Below are 19812 nucleotides of genomic sequence, written 5' to 3'. Positions count from 1 at the left end.
AAATGACAAGAATGGCATCGATGAATGTACCGGGAAAGATTGCCTCCCTTTCCCACGATGGATGTCTCGCGACTATAGGACCGGTCTCGGCGTCGATGACTCGCGTAGCGCTGCAAGCGATGGTGAGCGCGGTCGAAGAGGTCGAAGGCAAGATCGATTCTTCGCCTCTTGCAGTCGTCGGCCCAAGTGTCGAGCCTCGTAACGGATGGATTGCAGTTGGCTTTGATAGAGATCGGAAGTGCTATATCTTGAACTTGCGCGGCGTAGCGTGGGACGTGTCGCGCGGTGACATTGTTTCGTTCGTTCGCGATGGTGCAATACCGTTTCTCGCCCGTGGAACCACGAGCAAGCTGCTCCAACGCATGGAAGGCCGGGTCGACACAGGTAACGACTAACCTATCCGCAACCGAGAAAGGCATTGGCGCGAGCGCTCCGCTCGCTGGCCGGTAGCCAGCCGAGAACCAGTATATGAACAAGACTGACACCTCCGCTCCGAGCAATGCGGCCGACGTTAAGACCGCTGGCTATGAGACGATCAAGTTGACCGGCGAAGAATACCTGCGCCTACTGTCGTGTGGGCATCCAGGCGGGACGATCTCTGTTGCACAAGCGGGCGCGCAGTTCTTCGCAGCCGGGGCCGATATGAGCCGAATTCGCGAAGCCTATGACGATGCCGATGCGGCGGCCTTGCTCGCGAACATCAACCTTCTGGTTGTGAAGCCTGAGTGATCGGAAAAGAGCATGCAAAACGCGACTGAAACACTTCTGAAGCTGATCGGGGACGTTAGAGCGGCCCATGACGAACGGCAGGCCGATAGTGCGTTGCGCTTTGCGTCGGGATATGTCCGCGCGTTGAGTGATTTCGGCATCATCTCTGATGAACAAGATCGCGAAGCAAGAAAGAGCCTCAAAGAAGTACGAAACGCATGGATGCCGCGCCCTGTTGCGTCGCGTTGAACAACGGAAAACAAACATGAACAAAGCACAAAAAATTCTTTCGCAGAAGGCCAGCGACAACCAGAAGCGCCGTTGGGCGGAAGGTAATGCTATCGCCATCGAACAGGACAGTAAGCGCAACACGACCGTGTATTTATACGCGGACGGCAGCACCATCAAGTGCGTTGGCGCGGCCCTCACTGTCATCTAGGAAAAGAACGTGACGAAATCAATTGGAATCCTCGTTGCCGTAGCGATGTTCGCGATCGGGTGGTATGGGTTGACGCACAAACCAACTGCCAGAGGAATCTGTCTCGACTCGCCACGCACGAACGTCGCTGCTGCGAGCGACGGGACGGCGCTTGTTTGTCAAAGCGACCGGACGTGGAAGCAATCGAATTAACACCGGAAAAGATCACTATGAGTTGCAGTGCAATCAGGGCATACAAGACCGATCCGCTGGCATTCGCTGTCGGTGTGGCGATTTGCCTGGCGTCGACCTGTTATTTCGCTGAATTCCTGCTGATCAAATACGCTCAAGGCATGGGCTGGTTCGACATGCCGAGTACGAAAGATATTTGCGTTTTGGCAGCGTGCGGAGTGCTGTTCTTAATCGGGGCATCGGTTGTTCGGTATACGTGGATGCGTAGCACGCGAACCAGCAATCAGTAACAACGGAAAAAAGTCTCGAGCCGCCCCGTTTGTGCAGCCAGCCCCACACAGGAAGAGATATGGATGCACTATTTGCCGCTGAAGCGGCTGTAAGGGAAGCCGTACCGGCTATTGTGCGACGGCATAGGTCTGCCGGTTTGCTGACGTGGGCCTTGATTCATACGATCGAGACTGAAGTCTTGGCCGATGTAGCCGCCACGGGAAAGTACAGCAAGCGGATTCTGGACATGATCCGCGCCCCCGCTGCACTCGACTATCCGAAAGACGAACGCCCTGCCTCGTTCGAAGGGCATGGCTTCGTCCCGATCGTTTTTGGTGCGATCGAAGACGCTTGGCGTCGCGTCGACTAGGAAGGCACGGCGCGCACCAGCCGCGGTATGGGAGGGATTATGCTGAATTCAGATGATTGGCAAGCTTCCGTTGTCGGACAAATGGTGACCATTTGCCCAGCTTGCGAGTCAATGAACGTGACTATGGGCGCGTGTGCCATTGGCGCAATCACGGTCCATCAGGAATATGTGTGCGAAGCGTGTCAGTACGAATTTACCGCCCTGTTCGCGTTGGCCGGTTGCTACGAAGGGCACCCGGAACAGTGAAGCGAAACGACCAGGAAAACAATTGGCGCACTTGCGCCCCGCACGACCGGTAGCCTGGATTGAGGTAAAAACATGCTTTCGCTCGCCGATAAAGACAAATCGAATAACGGGATAGATCAATGATCGATATTGAACTCGAAGGGCGTTGGAACTTCCCAACCCTCACAGTTGGAGACGAGCCGATTCTGATTCACAAAAACATGGCCGTATACGAGCTGCTTTCCGCTTATCAGGACATCAACGTCAAACGTGATGGATTCTTCGTCGGACGCTACAAGCACGTCGCTCTGCGTCATTATCAAGGCCGCTATCGGGCATACGCGTTTGACTTCGATCAGAAGCAGGCACGCGCGCCTCTTGGGTTGGTGAATGTCTACAAGCGATAGCAGGACGGAAAACAGGAGGATGAATGCAACAAGGAACTGTCGTCGTCATGAATCTGAGGCGCGGTATGTTTGTCGTCCAGATCGACGAAGGCGACTTTGCCGTTTTCGAATTGCTCGCCGGCATTGACGTTGCGGTGGGCGATCGAATCGCGGGCGACCTCGAAGCATTGGGGCGAGAAGAACTTCAGCACGTCGGTCAGCGCCAGCGCTTCGCGGCATATGGCCAGAGTGGGCCGAGCAGCCTCGCTGCATGTATGCGCCTCGTTGGAAACTGACCGGAAAACATGGTGAAGACATTGAAACTCGATCCTGCCAACGGGCAACATGGCTCGTTCAATTCGCTCGAAGCCGCCGACGCCGACTCGATGGCGGCTCTCCTTTGGCAATTGTGTACGGCCGGCCTTAATGCTGAAGACCGTTCGGAACTTGGCGACCAAATCGAGGCTATCGTCCCGGCGTTGATCGAACTTCGCGACGGTGGGCACGTGCGACTGAATTTCACTTTGGTTGTGTCGTATGCCACGCTCGACGGCTTTGCTCGCCTCGCGAGCGATGAGCGGCTTACGTCAATCTCGCGCGCTCAATGCGCGGCGATTCGCAATCGCATGGTGGTGCGGGGCGTCAAGGCCCTGTTGGGCCATCTCTGATCGGAATAAAGGCGAAGGCATGCAAGGACTCACCCCGCGCTGGAATCTACCCGGCAGACGATTTCGACGTCTCGCCGGCCTGACCACGGAAAAGATCACTATGAGTTGCAGTGCAATCAGGGCATTCAAGACCGATCCGCTGGCATTCGTTGTCGGTGTGGCGATTTGCCTGGCGTCGACCTGTTATTTTGCTGAATTCCTGCTGATCAAATACGCTCAAGGCATGGGCTGGTTCGACATCCCGAGTACGAAAAATATTTGCGTTTTGGCAGCGTGCGGAGTGCTGTTCTTAATAGGGGCATCGGTTGTTCGGTATACGTGGATGCGTAGCACGCGAACCAGCAATCAGTAACAACGGAAAACAGGAAACGATAACTTTCAACCGCGAAAACGATGGAACCAACATATAAAGTCCCGGCGGCAGATGACCATAAAGTCGATTTGCTGGCTGAGTCACTGAGAAGCAACTTCGCAGTTCGCCAGAATCGGACCGTTGCGAAGGCCGAATATGTCGACACGCTACCGAGTCATGTCGCAGTCCAGCCCGATCCCGAATCGCGCCCTGTAAAGTGTTGGTTCAACGTTCGGAATGTGGTCGCCAAAAACGGGGGAAGAGCGATATTTGGATGGGCAATCTGGATTCGGCCGGACTCGCACTATCAGGCGATTCACCACGCCGTTTGGGAACGACCTGACGGGCAACTGATCGACGTCACACCGAATGAGATCGACGTGACGTCGATCGTGTTCATGGCGGATTCTCGTGTCCCGTTTGACTATGTTTGTTTCCGTGCCCCCGCCTCGTACGTTATGCATAAAAATTCAACGAAAGAATCGGTTCAAGAATTCTGGACAGCACCCGACGGCTCGACATTTACCGGCTATGTGCTCCTTCGTATGGAAGACGATGAGGAACATGCGAGCAACCCAAAGTGAATCGGAAAAGCCGATGGCGCAAAAGCAGTCCAGTAACGGATAGTGGGTATCTGTGAATGAACAATAGAGTTCGACACAAGACAATAGAGTTTGACACAAGCTCGCGTGGCTGCGGCCGGGTTCGGCCACAATGAGACGTTCGACACCGCCACACGAATCGTCGACAATCCTAAAAACTCGATGCCGATACGAACGCCTATGAAAATGACGGCAGTCCGACGTCACTTACTTGACGGACTTACGCTCACGTTCCTGCTGGCCTCCTTCTGGTTTTCTGCTAATGCGATGGCGATCGGTGGTCGCGGAGAAGGCGGCGAAGGTGCGCATTTTGGGGATGACGGCGGCGTTCGCTTTGGTGGTCGCCTGGGCGGTGGTGGCAGCCATTCCAGACCCAGCGTTACTCGCGATGGCTTCGGCAACCGTTTGCCAAGTGTGGTGACGGCAGATGAAGAAGGCGGAAGAATTCATGGACACGACTACGATCCAGATGGCGTGGATCTCACGGAGCAAACTTTGCACCGCAACGAATACGCGGTACTTTCCGGCGGCCACCTAGTCGGCTGGCAATCCGAGAGCGATATGCAGGCAAGTAGCGTAGCAAGGCGTCGCGCTCATCAGGCCCGCACATTTGCGATCCTTGTCGGCTTGGCCGTATTCAGTATCGCTGTATCTGTGTTCGCATTCCGTTAGACCAAACACGGACTTGCTGAAGAGACGCCATTCGGCCGGCAAGCGACATTCGCTCTTGCCTCAGACGGACATCCGAACGTCGGCTCCACTCACTTAACGGACCTTTGTCCTGCGATCACTTATATCGCGCTGTCGTCTGCGCCAACGCCTAGGCATCTTCCCAGTTGTGATGCCTCAGGTTCCAGCCCTGTGGCCGACTGCGGTCGCCGGGCGAACCACATGCTCATTGTTGCTCTGTAACGGTCGCCCTTTTTGCGCAGCCTGCGGGCTGTCCTGAATCGAGAAGGTCACGCATGCTCTGCGCACGCGTTTTAGCGATTATGTTTGGTTTCGTCGCGGACAGAACGGCCGTTGCCGCTGTCTGTGCCGTCGGGCGCTGCGCTGTGGCGTCCTGTTGACTATTCGGGCACAGCGCCAAGCACATGCCTGCCGGCCGCGAAGGTTGTGGATAGCGGAAGCGGGGAGAACGCGTTTATACCGCTACATTTGTGTATACCTCCTCGAATGACGTGCTGCTATTCTGTTGCGGATGAAACGCTGCCGTATTTGCGGACGACAACATTCCTGATCGGGCATCGTCATGAGAGCGTCGAGCTTAGTGGTGCACAGGTTCAGATCGGCGGCTCTGGAACGTGCGTTCCGAAAAGACTACGCGCGGCGCTTCTCCGGACAGCGAAAGTTGGCCATCACAATCTTCACCGGATTGTGGATCGTGTTTTCCATCCATGACCTCGGGCGGATGGATGTGCTCGATCCCACCCATCTGCACCGCAACGAAATCATTCTCGTAAGATTCCTCGGATCGATCGGCATGCTGATCCCCGTGCTGCTTTGGACCCCACGCGCATTCGACGAGCGCTGGGCCGTCGGGCTGCTCAGCATCTGGACACTCAGCGGCTGGTTTGCCGTCCTCAGATTGATGCAGATTTACGTTGGCGTTGTGCTTTGGCGCGAAGTTTACTCGATCCTGACGTTGTCGCTGTTCATGATATTCGGCGCCTTCCGGCTCAGAACGATCACGACGGCGTGGCTGATCGGGATATGCGTGGTCAGTTTTCTGCTGATGCTTTATTTTGTGCCTTTCGGCGCGAGCTTCGGCGTGCACCCGGGGATGGTTATTGACCGCGGCGGGATGGTAGCCATGACCTATGTCATCGGTTTGGTCGTCAGTATCCCGCTCGAACAAAGCGCGAGACGCGAGTTCATATTTCGGCGTACCTTGCGCGCGGCCAAGGCGCGCATTGAAGCGGCGTCGCGCGTGGTCAACGATCAGAACCGGCGCATGCAAGAGCTGATACGGGAGAAGGAGCGATTCTTTTCATCGGCGTATCACGATATCCAGCAGCCGCTCGCTGCCATCAACCTTTTCATCCGCAGTGCCCGGACCAACATCAGCGACGAACGCGCGGTGGGTCGAGACCTCAATGTCATCGAGGAGACTGCGTCCGATATTCTCGCCATGTTCAAGGACATACAGGACTATAGCGAGTTGGGATCGTATGCTCCCCGCCTCACGCCGGTCAATGCGCATGATGTGTTAACCGAAGTTTTCGAGCAACACCGGGAGATGGCACGGTTGCGCGGTATCGATTTCAGAATCGCGGGAAGGCGAGCTCGACCGCCGTTCATCGAGACCGACCGTTCGCTCTTCAAGCGGGCCGTCTCCAATCTCGTATCAAATGCAATCAAAAACACCTCGTCGGGCGGCGTAGTGCTGGGGTGGGTGCAACTTGGGGAGCGGCTGCGCGTCGACGTATGGGACACCGGGATCGGCATCGCGCCCGCGCATCGGGAGGCGATTTTCGCCGAGTATTATCAGATCAACAATCCGGGACGCGACCGTTCGAAAGGGCTGGGACTAGGGCTGTCGATCGTGCAGCGCGTGGTCCGGCTTTTGTACGGTCATGACATGAGTTTCGCGTCGGTCGAAGGGCGCGGGTCGCATTTTTCGCTTTACGCGAGGGTATCGGCATTAAATCCGGCAGCTGAAGCGAACGATCGAGATATCGACGTATGCGCGCCCGATCTCAGCGGCATGTTCATTCTGCTATGCGACGATGAACCGATCGTCCTCGAAGGGCTGCGGCGGCTTTTTTCGCGCGCGGGAGCGCTCGTGTACGCCGCGGAGTCAATGACGGGATTCGAAGCCATCCTTGCCGATGACAGCCGCATCCCGGATCTGATCGTCACCGATATCCGGCTGCGTGACAGTGCGACTGGCAAGGATGTGGCCGGGCGGATCAGGCGCCACTTCGCCTGGGCGGGCACCATTCCTGTTGCATTTATCACCGGGGAGCTGCTGTCTGATCAAGCGCTTCGCGATTTTCCCGAGCCGTTCATGCTATTGCGCAAATCCTCCGCGCCGGAAGATTTGCTCGTGGAAATCAGCCGCTATCTTGCCGCTCAACCGCCGGTAGATCTCAATCTCGCGAAGGATCGTTGACGCAAAGGGGGGCCGAGCGTGATGTCGCGCAGATTGAAGTGCCCGAGCAGGCGGCCGATGTACGTGCGCACCGCAATATGCTCCAAGCCCTATTTTTAACGCGATGGCACCCTTTCAGCTACCTTCACGGCCGTTCGGACGTCACTCCGGCAAAGAATAGCCGGAAGAGGAGCAGCCCGTCTAGCAAACCTAGACGGGCTTATGGGATGTCAAGGTCAGAGACCGTCTGCTTGTGAGTCAATATTTACCAATCGAATTGGCAAACAAGCCGACTGCAATGGGCGGCTCCAAATTCAACTCCCTCGGGCGGCGTCATTGGTGCCACCGAGCTGTGACTTTGGCGGCCCGTCTGAAGCCTGAGTGGCCATTGCAGTTGGAAGCTTTCTCAGCGGTCATTCCGGTCGAGGGACTGGTGTAAGAGGCAAGCGGCCATTGATGGCGCGCGGTGACAACTGACTGTTGTGGGTCGAGATGACTCATTCGAGTTTCATGTCTGCGGACATTCTTAGCAACGCAACCACGAGCTATTCCGAACGGCCGCCCCGCCGTCGATCTACAAGACGACGCGGGAAAAAGAACGGCCGGAAGAGACCGTTGCTGCCGCACTCGTTCGAAGGGCATCAGGATCGGCACAGCCTTTATCAAGTGCCGTCGCAGTGTGATGATTGCGGCCGGCGTCGCGCAGCAGTGCGAGCAGACATTTTCGATGACAGACAGCGCTGGTATTATAAAGACTGTATATACATACAGTCTTTATGGAATCTCTCACTCTCACCTCTCCAGTCAATTTTCAGCGGCGCTTCTACTATCTGCTGAATTTCGAGACGGCGCTCGAATGGCTCGCCGCGCGCTAGGGGGTCAGGATTCAGTGCAAACCAACAGAAGACGGTAAAACAACGACTTACGCGACCTCACGTCGCACTTAACGAACCTCAACATGTGGTGCGTGGGACTGGATAGAAATTAGGGGGTGGATGCGAAAGGAGAGCGTGCGAACCCCACTTTTGCACGCTCTCTCCTAAGATCGCCCCTTTTGTATCCCGATTAGACCTGCCACCCGGTGAAGGCGCCGCCAGTCTGGGCTTCAACGAAGTGCACGACACCCTGCTTGTCTTTGGCGAAAACGAACAGGGTCGTTCCCTGCATTCCGGCACCGGTTGGAGCGTCAGTGATGAGAACGCCAGGAATCGTTTGCCAGCCGATAAACGGGCCACCCGGAGCGATCTGGTTGAAGGCGATGCTACCGTCGTTCTTCTCGGCGAAGACGAACAGATTACCTGCCCGGCCAGCCGACGCCGGGGCAGCAGGCGTGACCAGTCCGCCGGGCACTGCCTGCCATGCCGCAAAGGCGCCGCCCTGCGGAGCCTGCGTGAAATGTAGTTGGCCGATTTGGTCCTTCGCGAAGACGAACAAAGTATTGCCCTGCATGCCCGCGGCGACTGCAGCGGCGGTAGCCATAGCGCCAGGCATCGCCTGCCAGCCTACGAAATTGCCGCCAGGCGCGATCTGGTTGAAGACGATCTGGCCGCTAGCCTCCACGGCGAAGACGAAGAGATTGCCGGTGCGGCCCGCGCAAGCTGGCGCCAGCGATGTCTTTATCGCACCCGGCACTGCCTCCCAGGCGGCAAAAGCGCCGCCCTGAAGTGCTTGCGTGAAGTGCAGCTGACCCTGGGTGTCCTTGGCGAAGACGAAGAGAGTAGTCCCCTGCATGCCAGCAGCAACAGGCGCGTCGGTGATAAAGCCGCCGGGGATCTCTTGCACGCCGACCCAGGCACCGCCGGGTGCGATCTGATTGAAGAGGATTCTGCCGTTGGCGGCGACCGTGAAGACGAAGAGATTCCCCGTGCGTCCAGCCGATGCCGGTGCCATCGCGGTCGACATGCCAAGCGGATGAGCCGGTGGGGCATAACTGCATGCTAATTTCTGATCCGATATCGATAGGGCTGGCGGGCATGGTCCTACATAGGTTGGACTGACGATGCCGTTAATGAAAAAGCCATAGGTGAAGGGCGGCGGAAAAGCTTGCGTGGTCGCGATGTAGACGCTGTCTTCAGTGAAGTAGTTCAGCCAGGTGCTTGCGCAGTTCGGACCGCACTGGTCGCAGACTTCGGGATTGCCGTTGGGTTTGGAGTCGACGACCATCTCGGCGATCTCGTGGCTCAGGTGGCCGGCAAACTGCCATCCCGGATCGCCGAGGGTGAAATTCTGGCCGGCGACGTTGGCAAAGACGTAGGGAACCTCTCCCATATCGTGATAGCCGCCGGTTCCCTGGGCGATAGCTCCGGAGGTGTTCACTACCCCCTCGGGATTCAGAAAAACAAGACAGGTGGTCTTCGTATCCAGCTGATTCTGGGTGACGATCGTCTTGATCCAGTCCCGAAGGGTGTCATCGTTATACTGCGCGTTCTGGATGGTCACCGGCGCTGTCAGAGGATCCGGCTTTACAACGACGCTATTTGGCCCGTACTGGCTCGCGTACTGCGTGATAGGGATGACGGCGCGGCGGGCGAAGTCGATCGCGGTGTAGGTATCAGCCTCGCTAACCGAAAGGCTATTGGCTTGGCCGCCAATGGTGAAGATGAGGCGGACGAAGACCAGCGTCCCGCTAAAGAGCGGGTCCTTCAGCTTGACCATCTTCTCGGCTAATGAAATGGCCTTTAGCTGGCTGACAGCATCAGGCGACATCCCGGCGGGTGCCGTCCAGTCAGAAGTGTGCAGCTCACCCAGCGTCTTCATGGGGATGATGTAGCCGAATCCCTCGGCCGGCTCAGGGGTTGGAATAATTTGCGGCGCGACGCTTTGGATAATCTTGGCGTTCTGGCGTGCGCGCGTGCCGCAGGTGAGCGTTTTCATATTTGTCATGGATATCTCCTCGAAAAAGGATTGTGATCAGCCTCATATTGCGCACTCCTTCGCGAAATAGGGTTCTTCCAGCCACCGCTTGAACTCCGTAGGGAAACTCGGTCGCTTATATGTGCTGCCGGCTGCAAGCCTTCAATGGTTTGGCCACTGTGGTATTCGCAATAATTTGGTGGGCACCAAATTACCCAAACTCTCTTCCCCTTTCTAAAACGGCCCAGACGAGCCACCTACGATCAGGTCATGATCGTGATGAAAAGAAGTAGCCTGTTCTCTTTGGAAGGCATTCTCGATCTCCAACTGTGGCAATGCAGATTTGGCTCGTTGCGACAAATCAACAGATCTGAGTGCTCTCGACGAACGCCCTTTCGTTGCTGGCATATTCATTCTTGGTCAGACGAAACGCCGTCGCAACCCACATGCGTAGGCGAAGGACAAGCAGCGCCGGCGAAAGGTGTATGCATTTCCGTTGGCCGATCCGGGTGACGTCAGGTAGTCGCCTTCTACAACGGAGCTCCTTCCTGGACCGTGCAGGTACGGGCAAGCGCACGTCACGTTGCTTGCCCGATTAGGCATGAGGCATCGTACTCAGGGTGTTTGGTCAGCACCGCCCATGCGATCTGCACGAGTTTGTTGGCGACGGCACAGGCCACCACATTGGCGTGCCGTCGGGTCAGCATTGCACACATCCATTCTCCGAGCCTGTCCGTGCGCTGATCGACTCGCTGCATGGCGGCTCGCGCATCCCGAAACAAGCAGATGGCGCAAATGTTTGTCAGCGCGTTGTCAACCGGCGCCCGGAAATGGCCGACAATTGCTGGCGATGATCACTGTACTCGCCGCGATCGACTCGTCTGACCAAGTCGCGACCATCCGCGCCCTTTTTCAAAGCCCCGCGGTCATTCCGGTACGCTTTAGTCGTAGAGTGACGGGCAAAAACCGCCGCTTTTGAGGCAACGCCATATGGGTCAGCCGACACTGTCCGCGGCAGCATCGGGGCGCTGCGTGTACATTCGATTTGAACACTGCGGATGATTGCTACGGATATAGCATCATCCGCAGTGTAATAGCAGCTCGCCCTGAAAGCGGTCCTGGGAGACAATGGAATGCGCGTACTGATCGTCGATGATCACGAGCTGTTCAGAGCCGGATTGGCGCTGCTGCTTAGAGAGCTCTTTCCGAGCATCGAGTTGCTGCACGCGAGTACGTTGTCGCAAGGCATGAATCACGCGCTTGGCGAGCTCCTGAACATCGTTTTTCTTGATCTCGACCTTCCTGATGGCAATGGCTGCAGCGCGCTTGCCCGATTGAAGGAGTCGCGTCCGTCGTTACCGGTGATTGTGATATCGGCCGATGAGAGCGTGGAAACCATCAGTCGATGCATCGAACTTCGCGCCATGGGATACGTGCCCAAATCGTCACCTCCTGAAGCGCTTCATGCAGCAATAAGCGCAGTGCTTGCCGGAGGCGTATTCCTGCCCGCCGCGAGCATCGCGAAACTCAGGCATGACATGGTCACGGAGGAAACTCCGGCAAATGGACCTGGGAAAGCGCTGCCGACCGGTAATTCGGAAATGAGCACCGCATCCGAGTTGGGACTCACTCCGAGAGAGTTTGAAACGTTGGCGTGGCTGGTGCGCGGACTTCCCTCGAAGGCCATCGCCCTGAAAATGGGGATCGAGGACATTACCGTTCGGAAGTACGTCAGTCATCTGCTTGCGCATTTCAATCTTCGGCGCCGCACGGAACTCATCGTCATGCTGGCGGATAAAGGGATCAAACTCGGTGTCCCGCCGGTCACGGATCCCGCACATGATCGAAACCTGCCGGCGGTTTAGCGGCAACGAAACGACTGACTTCAGCAAGTGTGCTTTCCGGCGCGGAGGACTTGCGCAGCAGCACGAACGGCTCGGCGAAATCGCGAAGTGCGTGGGGAGATATCAGTTCGCCCGTGATGAACGCAACGGGGAGCACGCCCGCCCAGGCGAAATGCTGCCGGATCCGTTCGGCAAGCTCGATACCGGTTGGTCCGTCGCGAAGCCGGATATCGGTGACGATGATGTCGGGTATGCGGCCGTCATCGAACAGAATGGCTTCGAATCCCGCCATCGATTCGGCGGTATCCACCAATGCGCCGGCACTCGAGAACAACCGCCGTAGACCCTCCAGGACGGCAGGTTCGTCGTCGCAGAGCAGAACATATCTGCCCTTGAGGACGGACGTGGATGCGTCGCTCTTTGTATCATCCGTTCCGATGACAGGTGCCATTTCAGAAATCGGAGCGTACAGGGAAAAGCGCGACCCACGCCCTTCGACTGACCAGAAACTCATGCTGTGTTTCGGCAGAATGCCAATGACCCGGTGGACGATAGACAGCCCGAGCCCCAGGCCTTTCGAGCGATCACGGCCTGGGTTATCGATCTGATAGTACTCGGCGAATATCGCCTCCCGATGCACAGGTGAGATCCCGACGCCCGTGTCCCGCACATCTATGCGAAGCCATTCCCCGATCTCCACCCAGCCGATGACGACACCACCCGTGGAGGTGTTCTTGATCGCATTCGATACGAAATTGGACAAAACCCGCTTGAACAAGGAGCGGTCACTTTCAATGGGCGGGGGGCGGCGCCGACGCCCGCTGATCCTGAGTTCGATGCCGTGCGACCTTGCCGGCTCAAGGTATTGCTCGAAGACCTCCGTCAGCACGGCCTGCGTATCGACTGGCGCTATGTGCGGGATGTATGAACCTAGTTCGCTGTAATCCTGAATATCCTTGAACATGTCGAGAATATCGCGTGCCGTTTCCTCGATGACGTCGAGATCATGACTTGCTGCATGTTCACCTTCGAGTTTTATCCGCGCGCTTCGGATAAAAAGGTTGATCGCAGCGAGAGGCTGCTGGATGTCGTGGTAGGCCGATGAAAAGAACCGCTCCTTCTCCTTAATGAGCTCTCTCATACGTACATTCTGCGCTTCAACGCGTGCCTTGGCTGCTCGCAACGTCCGCCGGAACTCGAATTCACGTCGGGCCGCCACTTCAAATTGAATGCAGATGATAATGCCGGCGAGATACATGATGGTCACCATCGTCCCACGGGAAACCGGGCCGGCTGCCGCCGTCGCGCCGGTATCCCGTGACGAAAGGTAAAGGCACAATTCGGTAACGTAATAGGTTAGAACGCATATTCCGACCAGCCACGTCGCGGTGATTCCTCGCAGCCGGAATGACGTGAATATCATGAAGAGCACCAGCAGAAAGCCGGGGACGATTTCTCGGAAAGCCATGGCCGTGGGATAAAGCGCCATCAACCCCAACAGGCAAAACCAGGTGGTCAGCGTCCCTACACTCATGCATCTGACAGCACAGCGTTCGTCAAAGCCACGCGGTCCCCAGATCGTCCATACCGGCACGGCAATACCCACGGCGCCTGCAAGTCGCAAATAGCCAATGTGGAGAAGGATGCCGGGATCGAGCGAGTTCAGCAGCCACCAGTCACGGCCAGCAAACATGACCCATACCAGCATGCTGCTGGCGCCAGCCAGCCTCCGTTGGCCCGCGTAGCGACGCGCATAGTCCATCAGGAACGCACGCTCCACAGCCGCTGACTTGAACTTCCGTACTACGAAGCCTGACGATCTCATAAGGCTGCTTGATCAGGAAATCCGCCGTAGACGGCTAGTGCGCGGGATTGAGAGGCTTTATCGGCGCACCGCTGGTTAGACAGGTTTTCACCGAATGTGTCTAACGGAGTAAGGCATCAAATTCCAGCGAAGGCGGCGTCGGCGGTCACGAGTGCACAAACCTTCGTGCGTCGCCAGAAAGCGATAAACACAGAATAGCAGGTCGTCATTCCTGCCATCAGCTACAAATGTGGCAGCAACGGGATGTGCCCTTGCCTGTATCTGGACGGTTTGGGCAAGGCGCTCTGTCATCGAAGGTGACTATCTGATACGTCACCCTGATCGGCCAAGGTGAGTTGCATACATTTTTCACCTGCGTTACGTGTCCGTCGCATACGCATGTGCGTTGCGACGGAGTGTCGTCCGACCAAGAATAACTATGACAGCAACGCAGCAAGGCATTCGTCACGTGCACGCGGATCTGGTTGGCCGTCGCAACGAGCGAACCTGCCTTGGCTTGCGCGAAGACCGCTGTCGGTCGGCGAACGATGCACAGCCGATCTCTTAAACTCCGAAGGAGAACGCTCATGAAACTTCATCGATCGATCGCCGTCTGTCTTGCCCTAGTGGCTGGAGTGACAGCAGACGGATGCTTCGCCCAGTCAGCGACTAATCAGAACGTGTCGGTAGCGGTTGGCAACGCCCCGCAAGATGCAGAGGTCGCGGTTGCGGCTGTCACACCGACGCGCGCCATTTCCTTTGGAAAAACACGCGAGCAAGTCATGCGCGAGCAAGCGGATTTCCAGAACAGTGATCAGGCGGCGCAGATGCGGGAACTTTACCGAGGCAGTAATTAACGAGGCGTCGCGGGCCAGGAGGGTGTTTCGACCATCGAACCGTCGTCGGCGTGTTCCGGCCCGTCAGTTTTGGACATCTGAAGTAGAAACTGCAACGACTATCAAGTCTTCGTTATGGCGCATGAGAACAACGACTGCGCGAACGACCGTTATACCCTTGGAAGCTGCCGTTGAGGAGATATGTGTCGAAGGGCAGAAGTGGGTCGGTATGCGCCCTCCGCATCCGACCCCTTGACGCCATCTCAAAATAGTTGCCGCGAACGCTAAAAAGGTTGCCAATCAGATCACGTTTCCAATGGGTTGGCGCCTCTGTCCACCGCTGCCTGGTCATTGCATGTGCCTTATGCTTTCTGGCACGCACCGAGGTAAACGGGCGCGCCGGCAGGGCAGCTTCTCGACGGGCAAGTTGCGGGTGAATAAATCAAATCAACCAGACTATGGCGCGTTGGGGTCGAGACACATGTTGAGGACGCCTTTCCGCCTCCGCGGCTTCGGACGCGCTGCGGCACAAGCATTCGTTTCTCCCTCGCTACGAAACCTGTCCGGCGAAATCCAGTTCGCCAAACATCTCCGCCAGCCAATCGATGAAGATGCGCAAACGCTGACTGAGATGCCGGTTGCGCGGATAAACCACATGGAATGGATACGGCGGCGGCTGCAACCCGTCGAGAAAAGGTATGAGCTGTCCCGTTGCAATATATGGCCGTACTTTGAAGGAAAATATGTGAATGACACCGACTCCGGCCAGTCCCGCGGCGAGATGGGCATTGCCTTCGTTCACACTCAAAAACGCGTTCGGCTCTACTTCAATTGCTTGCGTTCCAACACCGAATGGAGACGGAACAATACGCCCCGTTCGCGGCGAGATATACCTCACGAGCTTGTGGTTGCGTTCCAGATCGTCGATGCTGGAAGGTATGCCGTAGCGGCGCACATAATCCGGCGATGCACATGTCGTCCATCCAGCCCGACCGACTTCTCTCGCCACGAGTGATTCGTCGAGCATGGGACCCCCTCGAATCGCACAGTCGATGCCGTCCTGAATCATGTCGGTAAAGCTGTCGCGTACGCACAGGTCCACTTCAACGTTCGGATATTGCGCGTGAAACCGGGGAATCGCCGGAATGAGAAAGCTGCTTGCCAGTGACGCACTTATGCCGATCCTGATCGTTCCAGCAGGATTCGCGTTCTCGAGCGCGAACGAACTGTTGATTTCGTCGAGTGCTTGCATGATCGGCAATGTTCGATCGTAATAGGCGGCGCCTTCGGGCGTGACCGCGACTATGCGCGTGGTTCTCTGCAGGAGCTTGACGCGTAGCTCCGCTTCGAGGTCCTGTATCAGCTTGCTGGCGGTGGCGAGAGGAATGCCCAGGGAATCCGCCGCCTTGGTGAACCCACCGGTTTCGACCACTCTTGCGAAGACCCGGATTGCCAACAGGTTGTTCATTGGTAGCCCCAAATGAGGTGCGCGCCAGTTCACGGAAACACCGCCGCGATTTACGGAATCAACGCCAGCTTGCCCTGCGTACTGCGGCTCTCGATTGCGCGATGAGCCGAGCTCGCATCATGAAGCGGAAATCGCGTGGTCGGCAGCGCACTGAGCCATCCCTCTTCGATGCCGCAGATCAGTTCCGCCGCGCGTTGCTGCATTTCCGCAGGGTCCTGTATGTAGGTGAAAAGCGATCCGCCCGCCACGCGTGCGCCTTTCAGAATCAACGGATAGATCTGCACGTCGGGCGCAACGCCCGACGCCTGACCGTAGGCGATTGCCGTGCCGCGTGGAGCAAGCGCCTTTACTGTCGAAGAAAACGTCGTTGCTCCAACGGCGTCAAAGGCGACGTCCACCCCGCGGCCTTTGGTGATCTCCAAGACTGCATCGAGAAAATGTCCATCGCTGTAGTTCACCGCATGATCGGCGCCAAGTGACCGGATTGTTTGCAGCTTGGCTTCCGTGGAAGCCGTCCCGATCAGGACCGCTCCCAGCCGCTTGAGCCACTGGACCAAGAACTGGCCAACTCCCCCGGCCGCCGCGTGTACGAGCACGATGTCGCCCGGCTTGATCTGGCGGTACTCGGCCAGTAGATACTGGGCGGTTACGCCCTGGAACAGCAATCCTTCATGTGTCGTAAAGGTCGATGGTATCCGGATTGCCCGGTCAGCGGGCAAGACGAGTTGCTGCGCGTAGGAACCGAGGACGTTGATCCATGCAACGCGGGTGCCTATCGCGAGCGATGCCACCCCGGGGCCGGCCTGGCGCACCGTACCGACCCCCTCATACCCTGGCACGAACGGGACCTGTTGGTAGTCCACAGCGCCGTTGCGCTGATAAACGTCCACATAATTGATTCCTGCGGCCTCTACATCGACAAGCACCTCGTCGCGTCCCGGCGATGGCGACGGTGCCGAGACGATTTCGAGTACTTCGGGGCCTCCCGTTCTGCTGACGAGGATTTGCTTCATCTCGCACCTCTTTCCGATGACATCAAAGGGGAGGGCGTCGATCACCAAGACCACCAGTCCGTTCGAGGAGTGCGCCCAGCCGCAGGATCGTCGCTTCGTCAAGCCACTTCGCGACCAGCTGGATTCCGATGGGGAGGCTTTCCGAGCTGAACCCATAAGGCACTGAAAGCGCAGGAAGACCTGTTACGTTGAATGGCGAGGTGGCGCGCATCACGTGCATCCAAGACACTGTTTCGCCATTGACGACAAGTTCCTGCGCGCCATGAGGTGTGGCAGTCATCGGATTTACAGGGCAAAGCAGGACGTCATACTTTTCGAAAAATCCGGCGAATGCCGAGCGCAGCGCCTCGGCTCGTGTCTCGGCGGCCATGTACTCGCGAAACGATGGATCGGGAAACGCGACAATGCCTCGGCCGATGTCGTGAAGCTCGCTTTCGCGTCCTGCTGCAAGCTCCTTGATGTATGGAACGATCTCTCCATAGACCGTCGTCATCAGCGTGGCAAGCGGGTCTCCGAGGAACGGCAGGGTGACTTGGTCGACGTCGCAACCTAGCTTCGCAAGCTGGCTTGCGGCGGCCTTCACGGCGGCCGTGATCTCGGGATCGACGGGACCAAACGCGGCGTCCGATACCCAACCGACTCTGATCGGCTGACCGGCCCGGTTGACGTCGCCGGAGTCGGCGTTGCGTGTGTGTATCGCGTAACCGTCAGCGCCGTCGGGTCCCTTGAGAACCGAATATCCTAGCGAGACGTCGCGAACGGTGCGCGCCATTGGACCGACATGCCACCACTTCGAGATGACCGCGGGATAGTGGCCGGTGTAGGGAATGCGGCCGTGTGTTGCCTTGAGTGCGGCGATCCCTGTGAACGCGGCCGGTCCGCGAACGGAAATTGCCACGTCGCTGCCTATGCCGATAGGCGACATGCCCGCGGCGATTGCTGCCGACTCGCCTCCGGACGACCCGCCCGGCGTGCGCTCCAGGTTCCACGGGTTGTTGCTGCGGCCCGTCACGAGGTTATCGGTTTCCGTCCATGCGGAGAACTCGGGAAGATTGGTCTTCATCAACGGTATACCGCCGGCTGCCTTGAAACGCGCGACAGCGGTCGCGTCCTTGGAGGGGATGTTCCCGGCAAATAACTTTGAACCACGCTGCGTGAGGACGCCTTGCGTGTCCAGCGCGTCCTTAATGGAAAACGGCACGCCATGAAGCGGTCCTAGCACTGCGCCATTGAGCACGGCAGCCTCTGCAATTTTAGCCGCCTTGATTGCGTCGTCGCGCATCAGGGTCACAACGGCGTTGACCTTTGGGTTGACTGCCTCGATGCGTTCGAGATGGGCCTTGATAACCTCGACGGGCGACAGCTCCTTCGTCCGGATCAAACGAGCGAGTTCAGTCGCCTCGCGGTAGAAAATCTGAATGTCACTGTTCGAAAAGCTCATGGCGTCCACCTATTTTGGTCTTTCATTCGAGGGCGAATATGCGCGTTGTCCGGCGTCGCCAAGCGGCGCGTGTCGCGTATATCTCGTGAAGTCGGACGAAGTGTAGGAGGGCGGTGAGCGAAGATAAACGCGATATCGTGGAAACACTCTCTAGTCGTCTGGATAGTCCGAACCAAGGCGTCGCCGGCAGGCTGAACTTTCCAGGAACTGACTTGCAGGGAGCGGTAGTCATTGCCGACAGAACAGCGCCAGGTGATATGAATTTTTGCGTATTGCTGAGGGGTGGCGACTTTCCAGCCGTTGGATTTGCTGGATTTGCCACCCCGTGGCAAATCACCCCAGAAGAGGTTGCAGCTCAATCCATTCGGAGATTGATTTGCAAAGAGGTGATGGTCTTTAGTGGGCCAAACGGCGACGGATGTGGACCGGCGGGCGGCAGCACGCATTGTGTTAGGAGTTTGCCCGCGTTCGGCCATGTTCAACCGGGCACCCGCTGACTCGGTCTGACATTAAAAAGTCGCATTCACGCTGAAAGCTGCCGCTCGCTTTGCTCAGTGACCCGGAAGAGGCTTGCCGTTAAACCTCCGACTCTGGGTTGAGTGCGCTTCCGTCGACCACAGTTAGTCTAGACGGCCTGGCGAGTATTCGCATCGCTGCTGCAGCGAGCGTCTTCGATGACCTGCATGAGTGCCTCGCAGGAGAACGGCTTCTGCAGATAGCCGTCGAAGAGCCGGGCAATGTCTCCCTGACTGACAGCGTCTCTCGTCATTGAAACAAGGAAGGCCGCGGAGCGAATCGGCGTTTCCCTCAGCGACCGTGGGACAGCACTGCCTTTTATGTCGGCAGGCTTTCGTATTTCAATAGCGCCGGTACGAAGGAGCCTGAGCGCAGCTTCGCCATCGTTGGCCACAGCAGTATGGTGGCCATAGCAGTCCAGCAGGAAAGCGAGACTGTCCGCGACAGACTGATTGTCATCGGGCTTCAATCGGATTCCAAGCCTCGAGGACATCGTACAAACACGGGATACATAGGCGGACCGCATGTGTCGTGATTTAACCAACAGCGTCCAACGGAGAGTTGGATCCGACCCACCGGCCGCAGCGTGCGCGTCTGTCTACCAATTCGTACCGGTTAACATTAAAAATCCAATGTTTTCAACCGGTTGTGTGATGGCGTACCGCGGCGGCGCCGTTTGGCATGCACTTTGCATTGATCCTGATCGAGGAGTGCGACACCCTCAAACAAGCTCTGACATTCCTGACTGACTA

At 57.3% G+C, this 19812-nt stretch carries 23 protein-coding genes and 1 pseudogene; 17 read left to right on the top strand and 7 right to left on the bottom strand.

Annotated features, from left to right (window positions below):
• Nucleotides 1-11 precede the first annotated feature (11 nt).
• From GSQ93_RS08415 to GSQ93_RS08355, 14 genes are all read left to right on the top strand, one after another.
• Nucleotides 12-395, top strand: a complete 384-nt coding sequence (locus GSQ93_RS08415; RefSeq protein ID WP_158935220.1) for a hypothetical protein — start codon at nucleotides 12-14, stop codon at nucleotides 393-395.
• A gap of 73 nt (nucleotides 396-468) precedes the next feature.
• Nucleotides 469-729 (top strand): hypothetical protein, encoded by a 261-nt coding sequence (locus tag GSQ93_RS08410; RefSeq protein ID WP_158935219.1) that lies wholly within the window; start codon nucleotides 469-471, stop codon nucleotides 727-729.
• Nucleotides 730-741: 12 nt separating this feature from the next.
• Nucleotides 742-957, top strand: a complete 216-nt coding sequence (locus GSQ93_RS08405) for a hypothetical protein (RefSeq protein WP_158935218.1) — start codon at nucleotides 742-744, stop codon at nucleotides 955-957.
• A gap of 16 nt (nucleotides 958-973) precedes the next feature.
• Nucleotides 974-1147 carry a hypothetical protein gene (locus tag GSQ93_RS08400; protein ID WP_158935217.1) on the top strand — a complete coding sequence of 58 codons (174 nt, stop codon included), beginning with the start codon at nucleotides 974-976 and terminating at the stop codon, nucleotides 1145-1147.
• Between the two features lie 173 nt (nucleotides 1148-1320).
• The gene (locus GSQ93_RS08395; protein WP_158935216.1) at nucleotides 1321-1608 is read left to right on the top strand and encodes a hypothetical protein; all 288 of its coding nucleotides are present in this window, start codon (nucleotides 1321-1323) and stop codon (nucleotides 1606-1608) included.
• Nucleotides 1609-1667: 59 nt separating this feature from the next.
• Nucleotides 1668-1958: a DUF2471 domain-containing protein gene (locus tag GSQ93_RS08390; protein WP_158935215.1), complete on the top strand. Its 291-nt coding sequence runs from the start codon at nucleotides 1668-1670 to the stop codon at nucleotides 1956-1958.
• 111 nt (nucleotides 1959-2069) lie between these two features.
• Entirely contained in the window at nucleotides 2070-2204 is a 135-nt protein-coding gene (locus GSQ93_RS38505) for a hypothetical protein (RefSeq protein WP_301952052.1), read from the top strand.
• 119 nt (nucleotides 2205-2323) lie between these two features.
• Complete coding sequence (locus GSQ93_RS08385) at nucleotides 2324-2590, top strand: hypothetical protein (protein WP_158935214.1); 267 nt, start codon at nucleotides 2324-2326, stop codon at nucleotides 2588-2590.
• A gap of 23 nt (nucleotides 2591-2613) precedes the next feature.
• Nucleotides 2614-2865, top strand: coding sequence for a hypothetical protein (locus GSQ93_RS08380; RefSeq protein ID WP_158935213.1), 252 nt, complete (start codon nucleotides 2614-2616; stop codon nucleotides 2863-2865).
• A 9-nt stretch (nucleotides 2866-2874) separates the two neighbouring features.
• On the top strand, nucleotides 2875-3237 hold the full coding sequence (locus GSQ93_RS08375; protein WP_158935212.1) for a hypothetical protein: 363 nt from the start codon (nucleotides 2875-2877) through the stop codon (nucleotides 3235-3237).
• A gap of 19 nt (nucleotides 3238-3256) precedes the next feature.
• Nucleotides 3257-3589: a hypothetical protein gene (locus GSQ93_RS08370; protein ID WP_158935211.1), complete on the top strand. Its 333-nt coding sequence runs from the start codon at nucleotides 3257-3259 to the stop codon at nucleotides 3587-3589.
• Nucleotides 3590-3630: 41 nt separating this feature from the next.
• Entirely contained in the window at nucleotides 3631-4173 is a 543-nt protein-coding gene (locus GSQ93_RS08365) for a hypothetical protein (protein ID WP_158935210.1), read from the top strand.
• Nucleotides 4174-4263: 90 nt separating this feature from the next.
• Entirely contained in the window at nucleotides 4264-4863 is a 600-nt protein-coding gene (locus tag GSQ93_RS08360; RefSeq protein WP_158935209.1) for a hypothetical protein, read from the top strand.
• Nucleotides 4864-5542: 679 nt separating this feature from the next.
• Nucleotides 5543-7306, top strand: a complete 1764-nt coding sequence (locus GSQ93_RS08355; RefSeq protein WP_158935208.1) for a hybrid sensor histidine kinase/response regulator — start codon at nucleotides 5543-5545, stop codon at nucleotides 7304-7306.
• Nucleotides 7307-8350: 1044 nt separating this feature from the next.
• On the opposite strand, the gene GSQ93_RS08350 is transcribed toward GSQ93_RS08355, so the two are convergent.
• Nucleotides 8351-10168, bottom strand: coding sequence for a hypothetical protein (locus tag GSQ93_RS08350; protein ID WP_158935207.1), 1818 nt, complete (start codon nucleotides 10166-10168; stop codon nucleotides 8351-8353).
• A 548-nt stretch (nucleotides 10169-10716) separates the two neighbouring features.
• Nucleotides 10717-10951, bottom strand: a pseudogene (locus GSQ93_RS38025) (IS110 family transposase); the annotation flags it as partial.
• A 320-nt stretch (nucleotides 10952-11271) separates the two neighbouring features.
• Between GSQ93_RS38025 and GSQ93_RS08345 the strand changes: the two are divergent.
• Complete coding sequence (locus GSQ93_RS08345; protein ID WP_158935206.1) at nucleotides 11272-12003, top strand: response regulator transcription factor; 732 nt, start codon at nucleotides 11272-11274, stop codon at nucleotides 12001-12003.
• On the opposite strand, the gene GSQ93_RS08340 is transcribed toward GSQ93_RS08345, so the two are convergent.
• Entirely contained in the window at nucleotides 11963-13690 is a 1728-nt protein-coding gene (locus GSQ93_RS08340) for a hybrid sensor histidine kinase/response regulator (protein WP_216857588.1), read from the bottom strand. The genes GSQ93_RS08345 and GSQ93_RS08340 overlap by 41 nt on opposite strands.
• Before the next feature lie 683 nt (nucleotides 13691-14373).
• On the opposite strand from GSQ93_RS08340, the gene GSQ93_RS08335 reads away from it, so the two are divergent.
• Nucleotides 14374-14643 (top strand): hypothetical protein, encoded by a 270-nt coding sequence (locus GSQ93_RS08335; protein WP_158935204.1) that lies wholly within the window; start codon nucleotides 14374-14376, stop codon nucleotides 14641-14643.
• Between the two features lie 529 nt (nucleotides 14644-15172).
• On the opposite strand, the gene GSQ93_RS08330 is transcribed toward GSQ93_RS08335, so the two are convergent.
• The 3 genes from GSQ93_RS08330 to GSQ93_RS08320 are packed head-to-tail and all read right to left on the bottom strand — an operon-like array spanning nucleotide 15173 to nucleotide 18544.
• Nucleotides 15173-16090, bottom strand: a complete 918-nt coding sequence (locus GSQ93_RS08330) for a LysR family transcriptional regulator (RefSeq protein WP_158935203.1) — start codon at nucleotides 16088-16090, stop codon at nucleotides 15173-15175.
• 50 nt (nucleotides 16091-16140) lie between these two features.
• On the bottom strand, nucleotides 16141-17103 hold the full coding sequence (locus tag GSQ93_RS08325) for a quinone oxidoreductase (protein ID WP_158935202.1): 963 nt from the start codon (nucleotides 17101-17103) through the stop codon (nucleotides 16141-16143).
• A 22-nt stretch (nucleotides 17104-17125) separates the two neighbouring features.
• The gene (locus tag GSQ93_RS08320) at nucleotides 17126-18544 is read right to left on the bottom strand and encodes an amidase (RefSeq protein WP_158935201.1); all 1419 of its coding nucleotides are present in this window, start codon (nucleotides 18542-18544) and stop codon (nucleotides 17126-17128) included.
• 113 nt (nucleotides 18545-18657) lie between these two features.
• On the opposite strand from GSQ93_RS08320, the gene GSQ93_RS08315 reads away from it, so the two are divergent.
• Nucleotides 18658-19041, top strand: a complete 384-nt coding sequence (locus GSQ93_RS08315; protein ID WP_158935200.1) for a hypothetical protein — start codon at nucleotides 18658-18660, stop codon at nucleotides 19039-19041.
• A 128-nt stretch (nucleotides 19042-19169) separates the two neighbouring features.
• Here the strand turns inward: GSQ93_RS08315 and GSQ93_RS08310 are convergent, their stop codons facing one another.
• The gene (locus GSQ93_RS08310) at nucleotides 19170-19529 is read right to left on the bottom strand and encodes a response regulator (RefSeq protein WP_254073806.1); all 360 of its coding nucleotides are present in this window, start codon (nucleotides 19527-19529) and stop codon (nucleotides 19170-19172) included.
• Nucleotides 19530-19812: the final 283 nt, after the last annotated feature.

Source organism: Burkholderia sp. S171 (genome assembly GCF_009766085.1).
Taxonomy (GTDB): Bacteria; Pseudomonadota; Gammaproteobacteria; order Burkholderiales; family Burkholderiaceae; genus Caballeronia.
Note: the sequence above shows the minus strand (reverse complement) of the source record. Positions and strands in the feature narration are given on the sequence as shown.